General features: G+C 73.4%; 17 protein-coding genes. 7 read left to right on the top strand and 10 right to left on the bottom strand.

Going from position 1 to position 21063, the window contains the following annotated elements; all coding sequences use genetic code 11:
• The first annotated feature begins 55 nt into the window (after positions 1-55).
• The 3 genes from pfkB (at position 56) to ACFVFQ_RS28000 (ending at position 4412) form a co-directional block, all read left to right on the top strand.
• Positions 56-1144 carry a 1-phosphofructokinase gene (gene pfkB, locus ACFVFQ_RS28010; protein ID WP_383421017.1) on the top strand — a complete coding sequence of 363 codons (1089 nt, stop codon included), beginning with the start codon at positions 56-58 and terminating at the stop codon, positions 1142-1144.
• On the top strand, positions 1137-3338 hold the full coding sequence (locus tag ACFVFQ_RS28005; RefSeq protein WP_383420919.1) for a fructose-specific PTS transporter subunit EIIC: 2202 nt from the start codon (positions 1137-1139) through the stop codon (positions 3336-3338). Before pfkB ends, ACFVFQ_RS28005 begins: the two co-directional genes overlap by 8 nt.
• Positions 3339-3446: 108 nt before the next feature.
• Positions 3447-4412, top strand: coding sequence for an NAD(P)-dependent oxidoreductase (locus ACFVFQ_RS28000; protein ID WP_383420917.1), 966 nt, complete (start codon positions 3447-3449; stop codon positions 4410-4412).
• 75 nt (positions 4413-4487) lie between these two features.
• Here ACFVFQ_RS28000 and ACFVFQ_RS27995 read toward each other — a convergent pair whose 3' ends face one another.
• Positions 4488-5816, bottom strand: a complete 1329-nt coding sequence (locus ACFVFQ_RS27995; protein WP_383420915.1) for an Ig-like domain-containing protein — start codon at positions 5814-5816, stop codon at positions 4488-4490.
• Between the two features lie 81 nt (positions 5817-5897).
• Positions 5898-7106: a CaiB/BaiF CoA transferase family protein gene (locus tag ACFVFQ_RS27990; RefSeq protein WP_383420913.1), complete on the bottom strand. Its 1209-nt coding sequence runs from the start codon at positions 7104-7106 to the stop codon at positions 5898-5900.
• Positions 7107-7435: 329 nt separating this feature from the next.
• Between ACFVFQ_RS27990 and ACFVFQ_RS27985 the strand changes: the two genes are divergently transcribed.
• Complete coding sequence (locus tag ACFVFQ_RS27985) at positions 7436-7705, top strand: hypothetical protein (RefSeq protein ID WP_383420911.1); 270 nt, start codon at positions 7436-7438, stop codon at positions 7703-7705.
• A 140-nt stretch (positions 7706-7845) separates the two neighbouring features.
• On the opposite strand, the gene ACFVFQ_RS27980 is transcribed toward ACFVFQ_RS27985, so the two are convergent.
• Complete coding sequence (locus ACFVFQ_RS27980) at positions 7846-8364, bottom strand: YIP1 family protein (protein ID WP_383420909.1); 519 nt, start codon at positions 8362-8364, stop codon at positions 7846-7848.
• 280 nt (positions 8365-8644) lie between these two features.
• Here ACFVFQ_RS27980 and ACFVFQ_RS27975 point away from each other — a divergent pair, with 280 nt between their 5' ends.
• A complete protein-coding gene (locus tag ACFVFQ_RS27975; protein WP_383420907.1) occupies positions 8645-9361 on the top strand; it encodes a VIT family protein in 717 nt (238 codons plus the stop codon).
• 265 nt (positions 9362-9626) lie between these two features.
• Here the strand turns inward: ACFVFQ_RS27975 and ACFVFQ_RS27970 are convergent, their stop codons facing one another.
• The 4 genes from ACFVFQ_RS27970 to ACFVFQ_RS27955 form a co-directional block, all read right to left on the bottom strand.
• Entirely contained in the window at positions 9627-10757 is a 1131-nt protein-coding gene (locus ACFVFQ_RS27970) for a P1 family peptidase (RefSeq protein ID WP_383420905.1), read from the bottom strand.
• Positions 10758-10785: 28 nt separating this feature from the next.
• Positions 10786-11601, bottom strand: a complete 816-nt coding sequence (locus ACFVFQ_RS27965) for a L,D-transpeptidase family protein (protein ID WP_383420903.1) — start codon at positions 11599-11601, stop codon at positions 10786-10788.
• Between the two features lie 464 nt (positions 11602-12065).
• Complete coding sequence (locus tag ACFVFQ_RS27960) at positions 12066-13214, bottom strand: low temperature requirement protein A (RefSeq protein ID WP_383420901.1); 1149 nt, start codon at positions 13212-13214, stop codon at positions 12066-12068.
• Between the two features lie 171 nt (positions 13215-13385).
• Positions 13386-14417: a methyltransferase gene (locus ACFVFQ_RS27955; protein WP_383421014.1), complete on the bottom strand. Its 1032-nt coding sequence runs from the start codon at positions 14415-14417 to the stop codon at positions 13386-13388.
• Positions 14418-14672: 255 nt separating this feature from the next.
• Here ACFVFQ_RS27955 and ACFVFQ_RS27950 point away from each other — a divergent pair, with 255 nt between their 5' ends.
• Together ACFVFQ_RS27950 and ACFVFQ_RS27945 are read left to right on the top strand one after the other, a co-directional pair.
• On the top strand, positions 14673-15926 hold the full coding sequence (locus ACFVFQ_RS27950) for an amidohydrolase (protein ID WP_383420899.1): 1254 nt from the start codon (positions 14673-14675) through the stop codon (positions 15924-15926).
• A 142-nt stretch (positions 15927-16068) separates the two neighbouring features.
• Positions 16069-17160, top strand: coding sequence for a MerR family transcriptional regulator (locus ACFVFQ_RS27945; protein WP_383420897.1), 1092 nt, complete (start codon positions 16069-16071; stop codon positions 17158-17160).
• A gap of 437 nt (positions 17161-17597) precedes the next feature.
• Here the strand turns inward: ACFVFQ_RS27945 and ACFVFQ_RS27940 are convergent, their stop codons facing one another.
• From ACFVFQ_RS27940 to ACFVFQ_RS27930, 3 genes are all read right to left on the bottom strand, one after another.
• On the bottom strand, positions 17598-18836 hold the full coding sequence (locus ACFVFQ_RS27940) for an FAD-dependent oxidoreductase (protein WP_383420895.1): 1239 nt from the start codon (positions 18834-18836) through the stop codon (positions 17598-17600).
• Positions 18837-19075: 239 nt separating this feature from the next.
• The gene (locus ACFVFQ_RS27935; protein ID WP_383420893.1) at positions 19076-20035 is read right to left on the bottom strand and encodes a sulfite exporter TauE/SafE family protein; all 960 of its coding nucleotides are present in this window, start codon (positions 20033-20035) and stop codon (positions 19076-19078) included.
• 9 nt (positions 20036-20044) lie between these two features.
• Positions 20045-20980, bottom strand: coding sequence for a GntR family transcriptional regulator (locus tag ACFVFQ_RS27930; protein WP_383420891.1), 936 nt, complete (start codon positions 20978-20980; stop codon positions 20045-20047).
• Between the last annotated feature and the right edge of the window lie 83 nt (positions 20981-21063).

Genomic DNA, 21063 nt, shown 5'->3' with positions numbered 1-21063 from the left:
GCAGCCCCCGCCACCCGCACCCCCACCCCCTCACCGCCGGACCGGAACGCCCATGATCATCCTCACCGTCACCCCCAACCCCAGCCTGGATCGTACCTACGAGGTGCCGACCCTGGAGCGCGGCGCCGTCCTGCGCTCCACCGCCGACCGGATCGACCCCGGCGGCAAGGGCGTCAACGTCTCCCGCGCGGTCGCCGCCGCCGGTCACCGCACCCTCGCCGTGCTCCCGTTGGGCGGCCCCGCGGGCGCGGCGCTGGCCGGGCTGTTGCGCGAGGAGGGCATCGAGGTGGCGGGCGTCCCGGTGGCCGGCCAAACCCGTTCCAACATCGCCGTCGCCGAGCCCGACGGCACCCTGACGAAGCTCAACGCGTCCGGCCCCGAGCTCACCGCCGAGGAGTCCGAGGCGCTGCTGGCCACGGTCGGCGAGCGCTCCGCCGGCGCCGACTGGATCGCCTGCTGCGGCAGCCTGCCGCGCGGCCTCGCACCCGAGTGGTACGCCGAACTGGTCGCCCGGGCGCACCGCGCCGGCGCCCGGATCGCCCTGGACACCTCGGGCCCGTCGCTGACCGCGGCGCTCCGCGAACGCCCCGACGTCGTCAAGCCGAACGCCGAGGAGCTCGCCGGGGCCGTCGGCCGCCCGCTGACCACCCTCGGCGACGCGGTCGAGGCCGCCGAGGAACTCCGTTCCTGCGGCGCCCGCGCGGTCCTGGCCTCGCTGGGCGCCGACGGGCAACTCCTCGTCGATGCGGACGGCGCCCGCTTCGGCAGCGCCCCGGTCGCCGCGGTGCGCAGCAATGTCGGCGCGGGAGACGCCTCGCTCGCCGGATTCCTCGCCGCGGGCGGCAGCGGCACCCCGGCGCTGGCGGCCGCGGTGGCACACGGCGCGGCCGCCGTGCAGCTGCCCGGCAGCCTGATGCCGACGCCGTCGGACCTGGCCCCGGGGCGGGTCACGGTGACGGCCGACGTGCCGCTCGACCGACCGCTGACCGAGCCGGTGCCCACCCCCCTGTCGTCAACTCCCGCTCGTGCCACCCCACTTCCGGCCGGGCCCGCCCCGTCCGGCGTCCTGCCGTCCCGTCCCCTCTCACCCCGTCCCCACCGCCCGTCCGGCGGTGCCGCGCGCAAGGGAGCCCGCGATGAGTGAGCTGATCACCACGGACCTGGTCGACCTCGAACTCGACCGGTCCGCCGCAACGAAGGACGCCGCGGCTCGCTCGCTGGCGCAGCGGATGGCCGCCGCCGGGCGGGTCACCGACCTGGAGGGCTTCCTGGCGGATGTGGCCGCCCGGGAGGCGCAGATGCCGACCGGGCTGGACGGCGGCATCGGGATCCCACACTGCCGCAGCGCGCATGTGACCGAGCCGACGCTGGCCTTCGGGCGCAGCGCGGCCGGCATCGACTTCGGCGCCGCGGACGGCCCGGCCGACCTGATCTTTCTGATCGCGGCCCCGACCGGCGGCGACGCGGACCACCTGTCGATCCTCTCGTCGCTGGCCCGGCAGTTGATGGACGAGACGTTCACCGGCGCGCTGCGGTCGGAGAGCGAGCCGGCGCGCGCGGCGGCGCTCATCCGCGGCGAGGAGCCGGCGGCGGCCGCGCCCCCACCCGCGCCCGACGAGCCCACGGCGGCCCCGCCCGAGCCCGTACGCGGCGAGCCCACGACCACGGCGGACGAACCGACGACGGACGGACCGACGGCGGACGAGCCGAAGGCGGACGAGCCGAAGGCGGACGCACCGTCGGCAGCCGAGCCCACCCCCGCCGAGCCCACCCCCGCCGAGCCGACTCCCGCCGAAACCGCCCCGACCCCCGCCCCCTTCCGCATCGTCGCCGTCACCTCCTGCCCCACCGGCATCGCGCACACCTACATGGCCGCCGAGTCGCTGGAGAAGGCCGCCCGGGCGGCCGGCGTCGAACTCGCCGTGGAGACCCAGGGATCGGCCGGCTTCCGGCGCCTGGACCCGGAGCTGGTCGCGGCCGCCGACGGCGTGCTCCTGGCACACGACGTCGAGGTGCGGGAGCGCGAGCGGTTCGCCGGCAAGCCGGTCGTCGACGTCGGGGTGAAGGCGGGCATCAACCGCCCCGCCGAACTCATCGCCGAACTGCGGGCGAAGGCCGCCCGCGGAGAGACCACCGCGGCCCCCGCCGGCCCCGCCGCCCCCATGGACCGGGGCGCCGAGACCGCCGACGGCTACGCCACCCGGCTCCGCAAGTGGCTGATGACCGGCGTCAGTTACATGGTTCCGTTCGTCGCCGCCGGCGGCCTGCTGATCGCCCTGGCCTTCGCGATCGGCGGCTACACCGTCGACAAGGCCCCGTCGGTGGCACAGCACTTCGTGTGGGCCGAGTCGGCCAGTTGGGCGGCGCTGCTCTTCCAGATCGGCAGCACCGCCTTCGGGTTCCTCGTCCCGGTCCTGGCCGGCTTCATCGCCTACGGGATGGCCGACCGCCCCGGGCTCGTCCCCGGCTTCGTCGGCGGCGCGATCGCGCTGACCGTCAACGCGGGCTTCCTGGGCGGGCTGATCGCCGGCCTGTTGGCGGGCGCGGTGGTCCGGGCGATCCAACGGGTGGACGTGCCACCGGTGTTGCGCGGGATCATGCCGGTGGTGGTGATCCCGCTGGTCTCCTCGGCGCTGGTGGGCTTTTTGATGTTCCTGGTGGTCGGCAAGCCGATCGCCGCACTCCAAAAGGCGCTCACCGGCTGGCTCTCCGACCTCTCCGGCGCCAACGCGGTGATCCTCGGGGTGCTGCTGGGCCTGATGATGTGCTTCGACCTGGGCGGCCCACTCAACAAGGTCGCCTACGCCTTCGCCGTCGGCGGGCTGGCCAACCCCAACCCGGGCAGCCTGAAGGTGATGGCCGCGGTGATGGCGGCCGGCATGGTCCCGCCGCTGGCGATGGCGCTGGCCACCACCGTGCGGGGGCGCCTGTTCACCCGCGCCGAACGCGAGAACGGCAAGGCGGCCTGGGTGTTGGGCGCCTCCTTCATCACCGAGGGCGCCATCCCGTTCGCCGCCGCCGACCCGCTGCGGGTGATCCCCTCCGCGATGGCCGGCGGCGCGGTCACCGGCGGGCTGTCGATGGCCTTCGGCTGCACCCTCCGCGCCCCGCACGGCGGCGTCTTCGTCGTCCCGTTGATCGGCCAGCCGCTGCTCTACCTCCTGGCCGTCGCCGCCGGCACCGCCGTCAGCGCCGCCCTGGTCATCCTCCTCAAGCGCTTTGGGGCACCGTCCCCGACGAGCCCGGGCACGGACGTGCCGCCGAGCGCCGACCCCGCGCCCGACGCGGCGCAGGCGCCTCGCGCGGAGAACCCGCACCGCGAGGTAACCACCCACTAAATAGTGGGTACTTGTCCGGAATCGCGCCCCCGCCAAGACTGGTCAGCACGTGAACAACGGCTGATCGATACGCGATCAGCGTTATCGAGGCGGGAGCGCGATTTCCTCATGACGGAGCAGAACACGGCGGCGGACGCACCACAGGAACCCACCCGGGAATCCACCCGGGAATCGGCCCGGAAAAGCGTCACGGTCCTCGGCCTGGGCGCTATGGGAACGGCCCTGGCAACGTCCCTCCTCGCCGCCGGCCACCGGGTAACGGTCTGGAACCGCACACCCCACAAGGCCGCCGCCCTCGCGCAAAAGGGAGCCCGGCAGGCGCAATCCCCGACCGAGGCGATCCGCGACAGCCCGCTGGTCCTCGTCTGCATCCTCGATTACGCGGACATCGGGCCGCTGTTGACGGACGACGGGGCCGGCGAGGCGCTGCGGGGCCGGGCCGTGGTCAACGTGACCAACGGCTCGCCGGACGAGGCACGGGCCCTGGCGGAGCAGGTGACGGCGCTCGGCGCGGACTATCTCGACGGCGGCGTCATGGCCGTACCGGAAATCATCGGAAAACCCCAGGCGTTCGTTCTCTACAGCGGCGCCAAGGACGCCTTCGAGGCACACCGCGGACTCCTGGACGCCTTCGCCCGCAGCGTTTATCTGGGGTCGGACCCCGGGCTGGCACCGCTCAACGATCTCGCCCTGCTGAGCGGGATGTACGGCATGTTCGGCGGCTTTCTGCACGCCGCCGGACTGGTGCGATCCGCCGGCGGAAACGTCGCGGAGTTCACCCGGGAGTTGCTGGTGCCATGGCTGCGGGCGATGGCCGACAGTCAATTGCCGGCGATGGCGGAGCAGGCGGACGCGGGGAATTACGGCGCCACCGGATCGAATCTCGCCATGCAGGTGTCGCACGACGCCATCGGCGCGGTCAGCCGGGCGCAGGGGGTGTCCACCGAACTGTTCGCCCCGCTCTGGGAGTTGATGAAGCGGCGGGTCGCGGACGGCCACGGCGAGGAGAGCATCGGGGGAGTGCTGGAACTGGTGCACCCCAGGGGGCCGCGGTCCCGGCCGGCGCCCGTATAGCCGACGAGGCGGTGACCGCCCCCAGATGGGGAACAGTCACCGCCTCGGTGCGTCGTCAGCGGTCCCGGGCGGCCGTCAGGAGGCGCTGCCCGCCGTCCACTGCGACCAGGACATGTTCCAGCCGTTGAGGCCGTTGTCCGGCTGGACGGTCTTGTCCTTGGAGTTCTTCACGATCACCACGTCGCCGACCAGCGAGTTCTCGTAGAACCACTTGGCCGGGGTGGAGCCGCCGCCACCCTTGTTGTCCTGGAGGCCGACGCAGCCGTGGCTCGTCCCGGAGTGGCCGAAGATCGACGGGCTGCCCCAGTAGTTGCCGTGTATGAACGTGCCCGACGAGGACAGTCGCATGGCGTGCGGGACGTCCTTGATGTCGTACTCGCCGCCGAAGCCGACCGTCGAACCGTCCATCCGGGTCTGCTCGTACTTCTCCGAGATCACCATCTGGCCGTTGTACGTCGGGTGGTCCGCGCTACCGCCGGAGATCGGGATGGTCTTGACGACCTTGCCGTCCTGCTTGACGGTCATCATCTGGGTGTTCATGTCCACCGTGGAGACCTGCGAGCGCCCGATGGTGAACGACACCGTCTTGGACTGCACGCCCGTGATGCCCTGGCCGCCCTTCACCCCGTCCAGGTCGAGCTTCATGGTGACCTTGGAGCCGGCCTTCCAGTAGTCCTCCGGCCGGAAGTCCAGCCGCCGGTCGCCGAACCAGTGGCCGACGACCTGCTGGCCACTGCTGGAGGTCACCGTGATGTGGGACTGGACGTCCTTGCGGTTGCTGATCGACTTGTCGAAGTTGAACGACACCGGCATGCCGACGCCGACGGTCTTGCCGTTGTCGGGCGTGAACGAAGCGATGAAGCTGTGGGCCGACGAGACCGTGGTGAACGTCGCGTTCTCCGTCGCCGGACGGCCCTTGGCGTCCTTGGCGTTGGCCACGATCTTGTACTTGGCGCCGCGGTCCAGCTGCGCGCTCGGCTTCCAGGACGTGCCGTCTTGCGATATGGCGCCGGCGACGTCCTTGCCGGTGTCGACGGCCATGAGCTTCACATCCGTCAACTTGCCGCCGGTGACCTTCACTCCCGTGTCGTTGATGCTGGCGTCGGTGGCGCCGTCCTTCGACGAGACCTGGATCTTGGCGTCCGAGGCGTCCTTGGCGGCCGCGGCATCCGCGCCGGCCTGCCCGTTCTTGCCGTCGCCGTGGCCGCCCGCCTCGGCGTTGCCGCCGCAGGCCGACAGGGACAACGCGCCCGCCGCGAACAGGGCGGTGACGGCGAGAGTGCGGCGCATCCGGCGGGTGCGGCGCGGTGCGGCGGCGTCCCGCAGCTCGGACTGAAGCGGCTGGTGGGCGGTGCGGGACTGGGCGGGCGCGGGGTTGTCCAGCGATGTCACGAGCTGCTCCATACAGGGGTGTTGTGATTCCGTGCTGGTAAACAGCACCTACGGGTGGATTTGGTTGCGAGAACGATCATCTTGTGACGAAGGTCACACCCGCGGTGGCAGGGGTCCGTCATTCGGCCCCGACAGCCAGGTTCGCAGCGCCACGCCGTCCTCGTCCAGGCGGGGCGGCGCCGCGGGTTGGGTCACCGGAGTCACCGACAGGCGCAAGGGGCTGGCGACTTGGGGAATGCGCCCCTCCCCGACCGGAACCACCGGATCCAGCCCCAACCGCCCCGCCAACTCCAGCGCCTCCGACAGGCTGTTGACCGGCCCGCACGGCACCGACACCGCCGCCAACCGCTCCGTCCACCCCCGCGGGGTGTCCGCGGCCAGCCGCGCCTCCAGCGCCTCGACCAGATCCGCCCGGTGCCGCACCCGGTCCTGATTCCGCCGGAACCGCACATCGTCCGCCAGCTCCGGCGCCCCCAGCTCCCCCACCAACGCCCGGAACTGACGGTCGTTGCCCACCGCCACGGCCAACAGCCCACCCCGCGCGGCCAACGTCTCGTACGGGGCGATGCTCGGATGCCGATTGCCCATCGGGACCGGATCGCGCCCCGTCGCCAGATGGCCGGACGCCTGATTCACCAACGACCCCAACAGCGACGACAACAGGTTGACCTCCACCGCCTGCCCCTGACCGGTCCGTTCCCGGTGCCGCAGCGCCGCCAGGATCCCGGTCGCCGCGTCCTTGGCGGTCAACACGTCCACCAACGCCACCCCCGCCTTCACCGGCGTCCCACCCGACTCCCCGGTGATGCTCATCAACCCACCCACCGCCTGCACCACGAAGTCGTAACCGGGCAGCGCCGCACCCGCACCCGAACCGAAACCGGTGATCGTGCAGTGCACCAGCCCCGGGTTCGCCGCCAACGTGGCCGCCGGATCCAGCCCGTACTTGGCGAGCGACCCCGGCCGGAAGTTCTCGATCAGCACATCCGCCCGCCGCGCCAACTCCCGGGCCGCGGCCGCGTCCACCGGATCGCCCAGATCGAGCGCCAGGCCGCGCTTGGAACGGTTCGCCGCATCGAAGTACGCGGCGGTGCCGGCGACGAACGGCGGCCCCCAGGAACGCGTGTCGTCACCGGTGCCCGGCCGCTCGACCTTGATGACCTCGGCACCGAGATCGGCGAGCGTCGCCGCGGCGAGCGGACCGGCCAGCACGCGGCTGAAGTCGGCCACCAGCACGCCCTCCAGGGCGCGCGGGGCGGAGGTCCGGTGGAACGGCTGGGGCACGGGCTCGGGCTGCGGCACGGGCGCACTCCTCACGTCGCGGACGGGACGCCGCCATCGTTCGCGACCGCCCGCCGCCGAGGGAAGGGGCCGCGGTGTCTAACGGGAGTTGCACGAGTGGCCGGTGCGGCCGGTGGCATCGCGCGGGAACGCACGCGGACCGCGCGGCCCGCATGCCGACGCACGGCTGCGCACGGCGACGCGCGCCCGCGTGTGCAGCCGGAAAAACCGGGAAATATCACAGGAGATACGCCACTTCGGGATTTACGGCCCAAGATCCCCTGTCGGAAGCCGTGACGCGTGGTGTCTACTGGGCCTTGCCCAGCGCCCACTTGTTCGGGAGGAACAACATGCTCCCCTCCGTATCGATTCTCCAGCAGATCGGCCTAGGCGTTCTGCTGGTCGTCGTCCTCTGGGCAGTCGGCCTGATCAGACTGACCCGGCCCGGGCACCACCCCACCGCCCCAGGCAGAAGGCCCGCGCGACGACCCCGGGCCCGGCTCGACGCGGTGCCCCGCCAGACCGGCCCCGGCGGACCGCCCGCGGAAAACGTCGAGCTCACCCCCGACGAACGCCAAGCCTTCGACGACCTCGTCCGCCAACTCACCAGCCACAGCTAGACCACTGACGGATGGACGGGCCCGCGGCCTGACGGGTTCACGACCACGCGGCCTCCCGGCCCAAGCCGCCGGCGCCCGGAAACGCGCTCGGGGGGCACCCCCTCCCGAGCGCCCCCCTTCAGCACGATCACACCCCCAACTCAGCGCACCGGCCCCAACTTCAACAGCGCCAACGCCGCCAACATCTGCACCGACACCGCGGCCGCCGACTTATGCGTCGGCAGATGATGCTGACCTCGTATCAGCAACACCGCCAGGAAGTAGCCGAACCCCCAGGTCGTCCACGTCGCGGCCTGGACGAACGTCGAACTCGCCGGCAACCAGGCCGCGATCCCCAACCGCGGCAGGTCCGTCACCCAGAAGACCACCACGAACATGCTCGCGGTCGGCGCGAACCGCCCGTTGCCCCCGAGGGTCCGCGCTATCGCGTGGGTCACCGCCCCCAGCCCCAAACTGGCGAACAACACCCCCGCCTCGGCCATCCCCACCAACTGGAGCGCCGCCGAACGGTCCGCCGTCCACTGCGCCCGAAACGGCGCCACCGACACGATCCCGATCCCGCCGCTGACCAGACACAGCAACACCGCCGCGCTCCACGCGCTGCGGTCCCGCGCCTCGTCGAAGATGTCCACCGGCCGGTACCAGAGCCCCAATATCAACCGGTGCCACCACAACCGCTGCCGCCGCACGGGCTCCCTACGGGCGGGCGGGGGCGCGGGCCCGGGTTCCGGCGGCGCCGGCTGCACCAACGTGGGTGGCGGAGGCGGCGACTTGGCGCCCGACGGCGGAGCGGAACGCCGACGGGGCCTCGGCGGCGGTGATGTGGGGGGAGGCGATGCGGACATACGGCCGTTTCTACCACCGGCCGCGCCGGCACGACGCGCGGGCTCCGGATGGCAGCTCACCCCGACGCCGACACCCGGATGAGACGCTCGGCCGGTGACCCTACAGACACCCGAGCACGACGAGGCGCACGGCGGCGGGCTCGGCAGCCGCCTCAACTGGCTGCGGGCGGCGGTCCTCGGCGCCAACGACGGCGTGGTCTCCACCGCCGGCCTGGTCGTCGGCGTCGCCGGCGCCACCGACTCGCGCTCCACCCTCCTTACCGCCGGACTCGCCGGCCTGCCGGCCGGTTCGATGTCCATGGCCGCCGGCGAGTACGTCTCGGTCTCCACCCAACGCGACTCCGAGAAGGCCGCGTTGGCCCTGGAGAAGAGCGAACTGGCCACCGAACCCCAGGCCGAACTCGCCGAACTGACCGAACTCCTGGAGGGCAAGGGCCTGCGCCCCGAACTCGCCCGCGAGGTCGCCGCCGAACTCACCGCACACGACGCCCTGCGCGCGCACGCCGAGGTCGAACTCGGCATCAACCCCGACGACCTCACCAACCCCTGGCACGCGGCGGGCGCCAGCTTCCTCGCCTTCACCGTCGGCGCCCTGTTGCCGCTGCTGGCCATCGTGCTGCCGGGAGCCGGGCAACGGTTGTGGATCACGGTGGTCGCGGTCCTGGCGGCGCTGACCCTGTGCGGGTGGAGCAGCGCCCGCCTGGGCTCCGCGCCCGTGACACCGGCGATCCTCCGCAACGTCGCCGGCGGCGCCCTGGCCATGGCCGTCACCTACGCGGCCGGCACCCTCCTCGGCGCCACCGGCGCCTGACCCCACCACCCCATCCCCACCCCCTGTCACCACCCCCACCCACCCAACTACAATCCGTAACGGAACCCGGAACTCCCCACCACCCCACGTTCGTTGCCGGATAAGAGGAGGCGGCGGCGCACCGGACAAGCGAGGCGGCGACGGCGCACGAGCAGACGGACCACTAACCGACCACTACGGACCCGACCCGTCACATCACACCGACCACTACGGACCCGACGGACCGACCGTCACACGGACCACTACAGGCCCGACAGACCGACCGTCACAGGGCATACAACTCGGCGTACGACGGGAAGACGCCACCGGGGCCGTCCACCGAGGCCGCCGAGAGCGCGCCCTTGACGATGGCTCGGGTCAGGACATCGGTGCCGGTCGCGAGGATGTCGTTGAGGGCGCCGGCCTCCAGGTGCACGCCGAACGCCGGGTCGGCCAGCGCCTCCAGGTCGGCGAGCGGGCGGGCGCCGGTGGCGAGGGCGAACACCGTGTCCCCGTCGTTGAGCAGATGCACGGGCCGCAGGGCGCGGGCCAGGCCGTCATGGGCGGTGCCCGCCAACTTGTGGGCCTGGGCGCGGGTGAGGACGGCGTCCGTGGCCACCACCGCGAGGGTGGTGTTGAGGGGCGGGCGCACCGAGGCGGCGGAGCGGGCCGCGGACGTCGCCCGGGCCTCCGCGAGACGGGCTCGGGCGGCCGCGTGGACCTCGGGCGCGGGCAGCGGGCCGGGCGCGCCGTAGAGGGCGCCGGTGTGCGGGTCGGCGAAGGAGCCCGCGGCGTTGACAGCGGCCAGCGCGGCGACCGTTATCCCGGAGGGCAGGACGGCGCTGGCCGTGCCGATGGCGCCTTTGAAGCCGCCCGAGACCGCGCCGGTGCCGGCGCCCACGTTGCCCTGGGGAACGGGCGAGCCGGGGCGCGTACGCGCGGCGTCCTCGGCTGCCGCGCGGCCCAACGCGGCGTCCGGGCGGGCCCGCCAGTCGCCGCCGCGGCCCAGGTCGAAGAGGGCGGCGGCGGGCACGACGGGGACGACCTGGGCCGGATCGGGGCCGACCCGGAAGCCGCGGCCCCGCTCCTCCAGCCAGGCGGCGACACCGGACGCGGCGTCAAGACCGAACGCGGAGCCGCCAGTCAGCACCACGGCCTCGATGCGCTGGACGAGGTTGCGGGGGTCGAGGGCGTCGGTCTCCCGGGTGCCCGGGCCGCCGCCGCGCACGTCGACCGCCGCGACGGCGCCGCCCTCGGGGGCGAGGACCACGGTGGTCCCGGTAAGCCAACCGTCGCCGATGCGCTGGGCATGACCGACCCTCAGGCCGGGGACGTCGGTCAGGGCGTCGTGCGGGCCCGGGGGGTGAGGGGTGCCCTCGTCCCCCGGGGACCGCTGGTGTTGCCGCGCGTCACTCATGGGGCCATGCGTACCACGCGGGCCCCGTTCAGTGGCCGGCCGGGCCCATCACGATGACCGGGTGCAGCGCCGGGTCCAGGGTGCGCAGCAGTTCGCGCATCACCTCGGGCTTGAGGCTGACGCAGCCCTGGGTGGGGCCGTCGTGGTCGACGTGCAGCCAGACGCCGCCGCCCTTGTCGTCGCCGAGGGGGCGCTGGCCGTCCAACGGGGAGGTGCCCGGGACGCGGTTGTAGTTGATGGCGATGACGTAGTCGAAGGCGCCGGCCAGCGGTTCGCCCTCGACGCCGGTGCCATGGGCGACGAAGCTGCTGTTGTGGTCGTAGGGCAGCTTGGTGCCCCCCGGGGCGGGCAGCCGGCCGCCGGCGTCGGTGAGGGTGTAGACGCCCTCGGGGGAGCGCAGGTCGCCGTAGTGGTGGCGGGTGGTCCATCCGTGGGCGGCGTTGTGCGCGGCCCAGGTGGGGCCGGGCTCCCACAGGTCCGAGCCGTCCTCGCGGGTGTAGAGGACGACGCGGGAGTCGTACGAGTCGGGGCTCTTGCCGGTGACGACCAGGACCTGGCGGGCGTTGGCCGGTATGCGCTTGCGGGCGGCGTCACTGAGGTCCGGGATGGCGCGCAGGCCGCGGGCGGCCTCCTGCGCCGCCTGGTGCGGCCCGGGGGTGTTCGGGCTGGACACCGTTCGGGGCGTGCCGCTCTTGGCGTCCGGCCGGCCGCTGTGGTCGTCGCCCGAAGCGGGCCAGGCCCACAGGGCGGTGCCGACGAGCGTGGAGAGGGCGAGACCGCTGACGGCCTTGCTGCGCCGGGACAGTCTCCTGCGCGCACGGGACTGAGCGTGGCGGGCTGCCATGTCTGGCGTCTCCTCAGGTACGGACGGATGGACGGCCCGTGAGCAACTGCGGGGTCCGCAGAGCCCCCAGGCATAAAAAGGGCAATCTGCACCCTACCGCGTTCCCGCGGGGTCGCTTCCGCGGACTGTGGTGAACGGTAGAGGGCATGAGGATGACGCCGCACACCGGGGTGACCTTTGGTAGGGGAATGCGGGGATTGGCCGTGCGGGCGGGGGAAGTGGGTGGCGTGGAGGGGCCGGTGTGGTCGGGCAAAGTTGGCCGGAATGTGCCCCAAGTCCAATGTGGGCGGATGGAGTTGGGCGGCCGGGTCCCGATAGCGGGGATGGCGCGGCCGGTTCGGCGGCGCGCTCCTTTGGGGTGGTCGGGGCGGGTGCGCGCACGGTCGTTCGGCACGCTTACGGGGGACGGGACGCGGGCCGGGTGCCCCTCGTGCCCGTAACCGGGATGGGCCGACCGGCGGTCGCTACTCCTCCTCCAGAGCAGTGCCCTGGCGGGCCGTCAGGGTGACGCCCACCGCGACCGTCACCGCCGCCACCGCGCCCGCCGCCGGGACCGCCGCGTGCCCGGCGAACGTGCACAGCAGGACGAGCACGGCGGACACCGGCAGGACCAGTTGCTGGGCCAGGCCGCGCTTCTGGTGGCGGGAGTGGATCAGCCACACCGTGAACATGTAGAGCGCGCCCGGCACCGTGAAGCAGGCCGCCGCCGCGTACGTCGAGAGGTGCGCCCGCCCGGCCGACTGTTCCACCGCGATCTCGATCCCCGCGCCGACCGCCGCGGCCGAGCCGAAGACCAGGTAGTGGCCGTAGCCCCACAGGAACGCCTGCCGGTTGGAGCGGAGGTGGAGGTGGATGGGGACCGCGAAGTAGATCCAGTACGCGGCGAAGACCAGCAGCAGGCCGCCGGCCGCGATCGGCAGCAGGGTGCCGAGGTCGTGGTGCTCGTCGAGCGCCGACTGCACGGCCACGGTCGCCGCGGAGACCGTCTCGCCCAGCACGATGATGGTGAACAGGCCGTAGCGCTCGGCGATGTGGTGCGGATGCCAGCTCGTCTGCCGCTCGCGCTCGGCGAGGGCCGGGACTGACAGCTCCAGCGCCCCCATCACGAGGAACACCCACGGGGCGTTGGCCGGCGGCAGGAACACCAGGGCCAGCCAGCCGACCTGGCAGAGGGTCACACCGAGGGCGTAACGGAGGGCGGTGCGGCGCTCGGCGCCCCGGGTGCCGTGCGCGGCCCGCAGCCACTGGCTGACCAGCGCCAGCCGCATCACCAGATACCCGAACCACACGATGCGGAAGTCGCCGGCGGTGAAGGCCCGGGGCACGCCCGCGGCCAGGACCAGCACTCCGGCGATCTGAAGGAGCGTCACCACGCGGTACAGCCAGTCGTCCGTGTCGTACGCCGACGAGAACCAACTGAAGTTGACCCAGGCCCACCACACGGCGAAGAACAGCATCAGATAGCCGGTGATGCCGTGGACCGGGTGGCCCTCGGCCAGGGCATGCACCAGTTGGCGGCCGGCCTGGGCGACGGCCACGACGAAGCACAGGTCGAAGAACAGCTCCAGCGGGGTGGCGGCGCGGTGCGCCTCCTCACGGCTGCGCGCATGCATCAGAACCGGCACGGTGACGTGCGCCCCTCTCGTCGGCCACTGGGGATGGGCCCTCAGTAGAGCGCGCGGGCAGGGGCGCCGGAGGCACTGCCCCCGCGGCGTGTCGCGGCCGGGCGGACGGTGGGCGCGGGGAGACGGCGAGCGGGCGGTCAACTCGGAAGCGGGGGAACGCTAGTCGGCGACGGCCTCCACGATGGAGGCGACGCTCGGCGTCGGCAGCACCCGGGTCAGGCGGAAGCCGCCGGCCGACAGCAGCGCGGCGAACTCGTCCCCGTTGCGCTCCTGCCCGTCGAGGACGGCCAGCATGGCGACGTCCATCGTCTTGCCGAAGTGCGGGGCGTTGCCGGGCGGCAGCACGCAGTCGACGACCAGGAGGCGGCGGCCGTCCGCCATCGCCGCGCGGCAGCTGCGCAGGATGCGGCGGCAGGCGTCGTCCGGCCAGTCGTGCAGGACGTGTTTGAGGACGTAGACATCGCCGCCCTCCGGGACCGCGGCGAAGAAGTCGCCCTCCTGGACGCGCCAACGGCCCTTCAGGTCATCGGTCTCCAACAGGTGGTGGGCCAGTGGTGGGGCCAGGTCGAAGAGGACGCCGGTGAGGGCGGGGTGGCGGCGCAGCACGGCGCGCAGCAGCCCGCCGCGGCCGCCGCCGACGTCGACGACGGTGCCGGTCGCGGGGAAGGGGTAGGCGGCGGCCACCGCGTCGTCCACCGGGGCGGCCAGCGACGCCATCCCGTCGTCGAAGAGCTCCCGCTTGGCCGGATCCGACTGGAGGTGGGCGAAGAGCGGCGCGCCGAAGAGGCGCTCGAAGGCGGCGCCGCCGTGCCGCACCGTCTCGGTCAGGCCGGCGGAGGTCTGCAGGAACAGCTCGTCGGTGAGCATCATGACGGCCGGGTGGAGCGAGTCGGGCACGTCGGTGCGGAGCTGTTGGGCGGCCGGCGTCAGTTGGTAGGCGCCGGAGGTGTCCTCGCGGAAGATGCCGCGGGCGGCGAGGTAACGCAGGACGCGGCGCAGGTGCGGGGCGTGGGTGTCGGTGGCGACGGCCAGTTGCTCGGGGGTGCGCGGGCCGGCGGCGAGCTGGTCGGCGATGCGGTAGTGGGCGGCGGCGCGCAGCGCGGCGGAGAAGAGGTGCCCCATGGCCTGGTCCATGAGGCGGGTCGCGAGGTCGCCGGGCTCGTCCGCCGGTCGGGTGGGAGAAGTGGCCAACGTCAGCCTCCGGTCGTCGGCTTGGGCGGCCCGTGCCACGTCGCGGGCACGGCGCGGCACGGTTCACGGTGATCCACGGTTGCAGTCGCGGGGTGGTGGTGTCACGGGGGGAGGGGCACCGGACCGGTGCGTACCGGCCAGCGCGGGGGCGGATCTCCCGTGGTGGGCGGCCCCTCGACGGGCGGCCAAACGGGCGGGCCGGTGCGGTCGCGTCGAGGGGCAGACGGCGACCGTCGCGCATGGTCGAATGCGGCTATGAGCGACAGTGACACCTCCTTCCCCGCGTCCGTCCTGGAACCGCTCGACGCCCGCCTCGCGGACCTCGTGGCGCTCTACGAAGACCTCCACAGCCACCCCGAACTCGCCTTCCAGGAGACCCGCACGGCCGCCGAGGTGGCCCGCCGGCTGACCGCGCACGGCTACGACGTGACCACCGGCATCGGCGGCACCGGCGTCACCGGGGTGCTGCGCAACGGCCCCGGGCCCGTGGTGCTGCTGCGCGCCGACATGGACGCGCTGCCGGTGGCCGAGAGCGCGGACGTGCCGTACGCGTCCACCGTCCCGGGGCGGATGCACGCCTGCGGGCACGACGTGCATGTGACCTGCCTGCTGGGCGCCGCCGATCTGCTCGCGGCGGGGCGCGCGTGCTGGTCGGGGACGCTGGTGGTGCTGTTCCAGCCGGCCGAGGAGGCCGGCAGCGGTGCCCGCGCCATGCTCGACGACGGTCTCTACGGCAAGGGCCTGGTGCCCACGCCCGATGTGGTGCTGGCGCAGCATGTCGCCCCGTTCGGCGCGGGGTTGATCGCCTACTGTCCGGGCGCGTGCATGGCCGCCGCGGACAGCCTGGAGATCACCTTCCACGGGTCGGGCGGCCACGGCTCGCGGCCGGAGACGACGGTGGACCCGGTCCTGATGGCCTCGGCGTTCGTGCAGCGGGTGCAGTCGGTGGTCGCGCGGGAGATCGCGGCGAGGGACCGGGTGGTGGTCACGGTCGGCTCGTTCCACGCCGGGAGCACCGCCAACGTCATCCCGGACCGCGCCGTCCTACGGGTCAGCGTCCGCAGCTTCGACCCGAACGTGCGGACCGCCGTGCTGGCCGCCATCGACCGGATCGCCCGGGCGGAGGCGGCCGCGTCCGGTGCACCGCGGGAGCCTGAGACGAAGGTCCTGGACTCCTTCCCGGTGACCGTCAACGACGCGGCGGTACTGGAGGGCGTCAACGGGGACTTCAGGCGGTTCTTCGGCGCGGAGCGGGTGTTCCGGTACGAGCCGGCGACGGGCAGCGAGGACGCGGGGCTGCTGGCGACGGCCGCCAAGGCCCCGCTGTACTACTGGTGGTTGGGCGGCTGGGACCCGGAGGCGTTCCGCACCGCGTTGGCCGCCGGGCGGCTGGCCCAGGACATCCCCTCCAACCACTCGCCCCACTTCGTACCGGTCGTCCGGCCGACGCTCACCACGGGCGTGCAGGCGATGACGGTGGGGGCGCTGAGCCGGCTGGGCGGGGTGTGAAGGGGCGGTAGTGGGGACGGCACCTCCGGCCCGTTGGGCGGGCTCGTCCGGTGCGTTGACCTTGTCCCTGGGGGAAGGCCCAGCATCGGTGGGGCCGGGCGAGGGGCCCGGTACGAGGAGGCCGGAGAGGTAAGGGGCGCCGATGGGCGGGGAGTTGCTGACGATCGGGGCGTTCGCACGGGCGTCCCGGCTCTCGCCCAAGGCGCTGCGCCTCTACGACGAGCTGGGGCTGCTGACGCCCGCGCACGTCGACCCGCACAGCGGCTACCGGCACTACGCCCCGGCCCAGTTGGAGCGGGCCCGGCTGGTCGCCTGGCTGCGCCGGCTCGGGATGCCGCTGGCCCGCATCCGCGAGGTGTGCGAGCTGGCGCCGGGCGCCGCGGCCGGCGCGGTCGCGGCGTACTGGGCGCAGGTCGAGGCCGATGTCGCCGCCCGTAGGGAGCTGGCCGCCTTCCTCGTGGACCAGTTGAAGCGGAGGGACCCCACGATGACCGAACACCACGATGCAGTCGGGCCGTTGACGCTGCGTTGCGCCGCCCTGACGGACCGGGGCCTGGTGCGGGCCGTCAACCAGGACGCGGCCTTCGCCGGCCGGCACCTGTTGGCGGTGGCCGACGGCTACGGCCCCAAGGGCGGCCCGGCCGCGCTCGCCGCCATCGAGGCGCTCAAGCTCCTGGAGGGCCAGGAGGTGGCCGAGGTCGACCTGTTGGCCGCCTTGGAGGAGGCGGCGCTGCGCGCCCACCGGGACGCGCCGACGGGCGACGAGGCGACCGGCAGCACCCTCACCGCACTGCTGCGCGCGGGCTCCCGGTTGGCGCTGCTGCACATCGGGGACTCGCGGGCGTATGTCCTTCGGGACTCCGGGCTGTTCCGGATCACCCACGACCACAGCGTGGTGCAGTCCCTCATCGACGAGGGCCGGCTCACCCCCGAGGAGGCGCCGATGCATCCGCAACGTGCCCTGCTGCTGCGCTCGTTGGACGCCGGCGAGGAGTTCGCCCCGGACCTCGAACTGCTCGACGCCCGGCCGGGGGAGCGCTATCTGCTCTGCACCGATGGGCTCACCGGCGTCGTGCCTCCCGAGGCGATCCAGGAGGTGCTCGCCGCCGCCGACACCCCCCAACAGGCCGTCGCGGCCCTGATATCCCGCACCCACGAGGCGGGGGCGCCGGACAACGTGGGGTGCGTGGTGGCGGATGTGGTGGAGGGGGTGGAGGGGGGCGAGGGGGTGTAGGCGGGGGCGTGTGGGGCGGAGGGGGAGGCCCTACGGGTGGCCCTTAGGGGGTGGGGGTGCCCCTTGCAGATCCCTTCCCCGCGGGGCGGTGCGGGACACCGGGGCGCCCCGTCCGTACGGAGCGGCCGGCCACGTCGGGGGCGTGGCCGGCCGCGTCCTCGCGGGCGCTGACGACCTACCGCTTACGGTCGGCCGTCGGCCGTCAGCCGCCAGAGGCGCACGGCCGACGGCCAACGGTCGATGGTCAACGACCAAGGACCACCGATCAACGATCAACGACCAACAGACGCAAAGGATCAACGGCCGGCGGCGGCACCCGCCTGAGCCAGTCGTCACCCGCCTGAGCCCGTCTGCGCCCGCAGGCATACCCGTCTGCACTGGCAGGCATCTCGCTCCGCACCGGCAGCCATCTCCATCTGCGCCCGCAGACGTCTCCGTTACGCCCGCCCCTTCAACATCCCCTGGAAGTACATCTGCGGCAGGCCGTAGCGCTTGAGGAACCACATGTCGGTGCGTTCCTTCGTGGTGTCCAGGAAGGGGAACGAGGGGGTGGGCCGGAGGTCGTAGTCGAACTCGGCCAGCACCATCTTGTGCCGGGCGGTGACCAGGGGGCAGGAGGTGTAGCCGTCGTAGCGGGCGGCGGCGGGGCGGCCGCGGAGACCGGCGAGGAGGTTGGCGACGACCACCGGGGCCTGCTTGCGGACCGCGGCGCCCGTCTTGGACGTGGGGAGATGTGCCACGTCCCCTAGGGCGAACACCTCGGGGAAATCCGGGCTTTGGAGGGTGTGCGGGTCCGTCTTGACGTACCCGTAAGGGGAGTCGGGGGCGGCCAGTGGGCCGTCGGCGAGCCACCGCGGGGCGCGCTGCGGCGGTACCGCGTGGAGCATGTCGTAGCGGAGCGTCTCGGTGTTGCCGGTGGCGTGGTCGGTGAGGACGGCGGTGCGCTCCGGGCCGTCCAGACGGGTCAGTTCGGATTGCAGCCGCACCTCTATGCCGTAGCGGCGGGCGGTCTGCTCCAGCGTTCGGGCGAAGACCGGCACCTTGAAGAGCGTCGGTTCCGGGAGGACGAGAACGGTCCGGATGGCGCCCAGCACGCCGCGCTTGCGCCAGTGGTCGGCCGCCAGATACGCGATCTTCTGCGGTGCACCACCGCACTTGACCGGCCCGGACGGCATGGTGAACACGGCCGTGCCGCGCCGCATCCGCCGGATCAGGTCCCAGGTGTACGGGGCGAGATCGGCCCGGTAGTTGCTGCTCACCCCGTCGTGGCCGACGGCCGACGCCAGCCCCGGCACGCCGTCCCAGTCGAGGCTCAAGCCGGGCGCCAGCACCAACTGCCCGTAGGAGAACACCCGTCCGGTGGCGGTGGTGACCGTACGGGCCACGGGGTCGACGGCGGTGGCCCGCTCCCGCAGCCAGCGCACGCCGGGCGGGATGACCTCGACCTCGGGGCGCAGCGCGGCCCGCAGCGGTGCCTGACCGCCGCCGACCAGGGTCCACAGCGGCTGGTACCAGTGCGTCTCCGCCGGTTCCAGCAGCGCCACGTCCCGGACGCCGGCACGGCGCAACCGGGCCGCGACGGTGATGCCGGCGGTGCCTCCGCCGACGATCAGGACCTGGTGGTGTACGGGGGCGGTGGCGGGCGCGGGGTCCGCGTCGGCTGCGGGCCGGGTCATGCGGGTCTCCTGTCGGTTGGGGGTTTACGGGGGCAGTCAATGTGTAGACGGGGGCCGGTCTGGCGCACTACGGGCCATTGGTCATTGGCCATTGGTCACTGACTAGAGGCCATTGGCCTTGGTGCGGGGGCTGTTGGCCCCTCGCCTGGTGACCCATCGACTGGTCGGTTTGTCGCTGTTGAGTTGTGGGCTCCCGGTTGGGGGCGGCGCCTGGGCCCGGGCATACGGGCGCCGGGGCGCTAGAGGTGGGGCAGTGTGGTGGCCGCCATTGCCAGGGCCAGCACGGTGACCAGGGCGGCGAAGGAGGCGGTGAGGGTCTGTGGGCGCAGGCGGCCGGCGAGGCGGTTGCCGAGGTGGCTGCCGGCCGCGGCGCAGGCCGCCAGGGTGGCGAGCAGGGGCCAGTCCAGGGCACCGGTGCCGGCCCGAGTGGCCAGCGCGGCCGCGGAGTTGATCAGTATCACCAGGAGCGAGGTGCCGACGGCGACCGGCATCTCCAGGCCGAGGACGAGGGTGAGGGCCGGTACGACGACGAAGCCGCCGCCCACCCCGAAGAACCCGGTGAGCAGCCCCACGGACGAGGCGGTCACGACGGTCCGCAGGGGCCGCGCGCGACGCGGTGGGGGAGGGCTGGACCGTGCCCGCCGCGGCCATGAGGGCGCGCTGGAGGGCGAGTTGACAGCCTGGGCGCGGTCCTGGACCTCGGAGGCGCCCTCACGCGCCGCACGCTCCCCCTGGGACGCCAGAGGCACCGGCTCCGCAGAGCCCGTTGCCACCGTCCCCGTCCTTGTCTCCGTCCCCGTCTCGGCCCCTCCCCGACGCCGGCGCAAGCCCCCGCCATCCCGCCAAAGCATCCCCACCGCCACCACCAGCATCAGCCCCGAGAACGCCGCCATCAGGACATCGGCGTCAAGGGTGGCGCTCCAACGGGAGCCGAGGTAGCTGCCGGCCGTCCCCAGGGCGCCGAACGTTGTTCCGGCGGCCCAACGGACCCGGCCCGCGCGGGCGTGGCAGAGGAGGCCGCCGAGGGCGCCGACCGTGACCACCACCAGGGCGCCCGCGGTCGCACCGTGTGGGGACTGCCCCATCAGGTAGACCAGCGCCGGCACCGCGAGTATCGAACCGCCGCCGCCGAGCGCGCCCAGCAGGAGGCCGATCACCAGCCCGCAGGGCAGCGCCGTCGCGGCTAAGAGGACGGTCACGGCGGCCCGTTAGGCGGTCGGCGCCGCGGCGCGCGGCGCGAGGGCGACGGCCCGGCTGGCGTCGGACCACTCGGCGACGAACGCGAAGCGGTCGCCCCGGACCACCGTCTCGCGCCACTCCACCGACCGCTGCCCGGCCCGCCCGACCCGTTCGATGGCGAACGCCGCCTCGCGGTCGGCCAGTCCGAGCAGCCACGCCTGCCGGATGTCCGGCAGGAACGGAGCGATCCGCTCCCGCCCGCCGGAGACCTTCACCGCGCAGCGCCGCGCCAGTTCGGCGTAGAGGGAGGTGTGCCCGAAGTCCGCGTCCAGCAGCGGCCCGGCGACGTCGGCCGGGAGGTAGGCGGTGTCGTGGGCGAGCGGTTCGCCGTCCGCGAGCCGCAGCCGCTCCAGGACGACCAGCGGCGCGTCCGGGACCAGCCCCAGGTGGCCGGCGACCATCGCGTCCGCGGTCCGCTCCAGCCGCAGCACCTCGCTGCGCTGTTCCACGCCCTGCGCCTCCAGGTCGCGGAAGAGGCTGTAGAGGGAGCCGAGCGGCTGCTGTATGCGGCGGGTGTCGAGGCGACTGGCGCGGCCGCGTTCGGCGATCACCAGGCCGTCGGCGCGCAGCTTGCGCAGCGCCTCCCGCACGGTGTGCCGACTCACTTCGTACTCGCTCGTCAGCCGGTGCTCGGCCGGGAACTCCTCGGTGAACGCGCCGACTTCCATCCGCCGGCGCAGATCGTCCAGGAGCTGCGCCCACAGCGGCAGCGGCGATCCGCGGTCCAACGGGCGCGGCCCGTGGCCAGGTTGGGGCCCAGGGCCACGGGGAGCGGGATCACGGGTCCCGGGGGCACCCTGGCCGCCGTTCGCGCCGTTCGCGCCGTTCGCGCCGTTCGCGCCGTTCGCGCCGCGTGGGGTCTGGCGGCCGCGCGCGCCCGGCGGCTCCGGCTGAGGCGGCGTCATGTCGGTCCTCGCATCCTTGGCGTCCCTCTGGTCCTGCGGCCGGCGCCTGGTCGTCGTCCGGCCGCCTGTTGAGGGGGCCGGCT

It is taken from the genome of Streptomyces sp. NPDC057743 (assembly GCF_042798755.1).
Classification (GTDB): Bacteria; Actinomycetota; Actinomycetes; order Streptomycetales; family Streptomycetaceae; genus Streptomyces.
This window is presented reverse-complemented; position numbering and strand designations above follow the sequence as displayed.

Excerpts from the sequence above, each read along its gene's own strand:
- ACFVFQ_RS28000 (WP_383420917.1), top strand. The coding sequence starts at position 3,447 with ATGACGGAGCAGAACACGGCGGCGGACGCACCACAGGAACCCACCCGG.
- ACFVFQ_RS27970 (WP_383420905.1), bottom strand. The coding sequence starts at position 10,757 with ATGAGTGACGCGCGGCAACACCAGCGGTCCCCGGGGGACGAGGGCACC.
- ACFVFQ_RS27945 (WP_383420897.1), top strand. The coding sequence starts at position 16,069 with ATGGGCGGGGAGTTGCTGACGATCGGGGCGTTCGCACGGGCGTCCCGG.
- ACFVFQ_RS27940 (WP_383420895.1), bottom strand. The coding sequence starts at position 18,836 with ATGACCCGGCCCGCAGCCGACGCGGACCCCGCGCCCGCCACCGCCCCC.
- ACFVFQ_RS27995 (WP_383420915.1), bottom strand. The coding sequence starts at position 5,816 with ATGGAGCAGCTCGTGACATCGCTGGACAACCCCGCGCCCGCCCAGTCC.
- ACFVFQ_RS27950 (WP_383420899.1), top strand. The coding sequence starts at position 14,673 with ATGAGCGACAGTGACACCTCCTTCCCCGCGTCCGTCCTGGAACCGCTC.
- ACFVFQ_RS28005 (WP_383420919.1), top strand. The coding sequence starts at position 1,137 with ATGAGTGAGCTGATCACCACGGACCTGGTCGACCTCGAACTCGACCGG.
- ACFVFQ_RS27930 (WP_383420891.1), bottom strand. The coding sequence starts at position 20,980 with ATGACGCCGCCTCAGCCGGAGCCGCCGGGCGCGCGCGGCCGCCAGACC.
- ACFVFQ_RS27965 (WP_383420903.1), bottom strand. The coding sequence starts at position 11,601 with ATGGCAGCCCGCCACGCTCAGTCCCGTGCGCGCAGGAGACTGTCCCGG.
- ACFVFQ_RS27985 (WP_383420911.1), top strand. The coding sequence starts at position 7,436 with ATGCTCCCCTCCGTATCGATTCTCCAGCAGATCGGCCTAGGCGTTCTG.
- ACFVFQ_RS27960 (WP_383420901.1), bottom strand. The coding sequence starts at position 13,214 with ATGCATGCGCGCAGCCGTGAGGAGGCGCACCGCGCCGCCACCCCGCTG.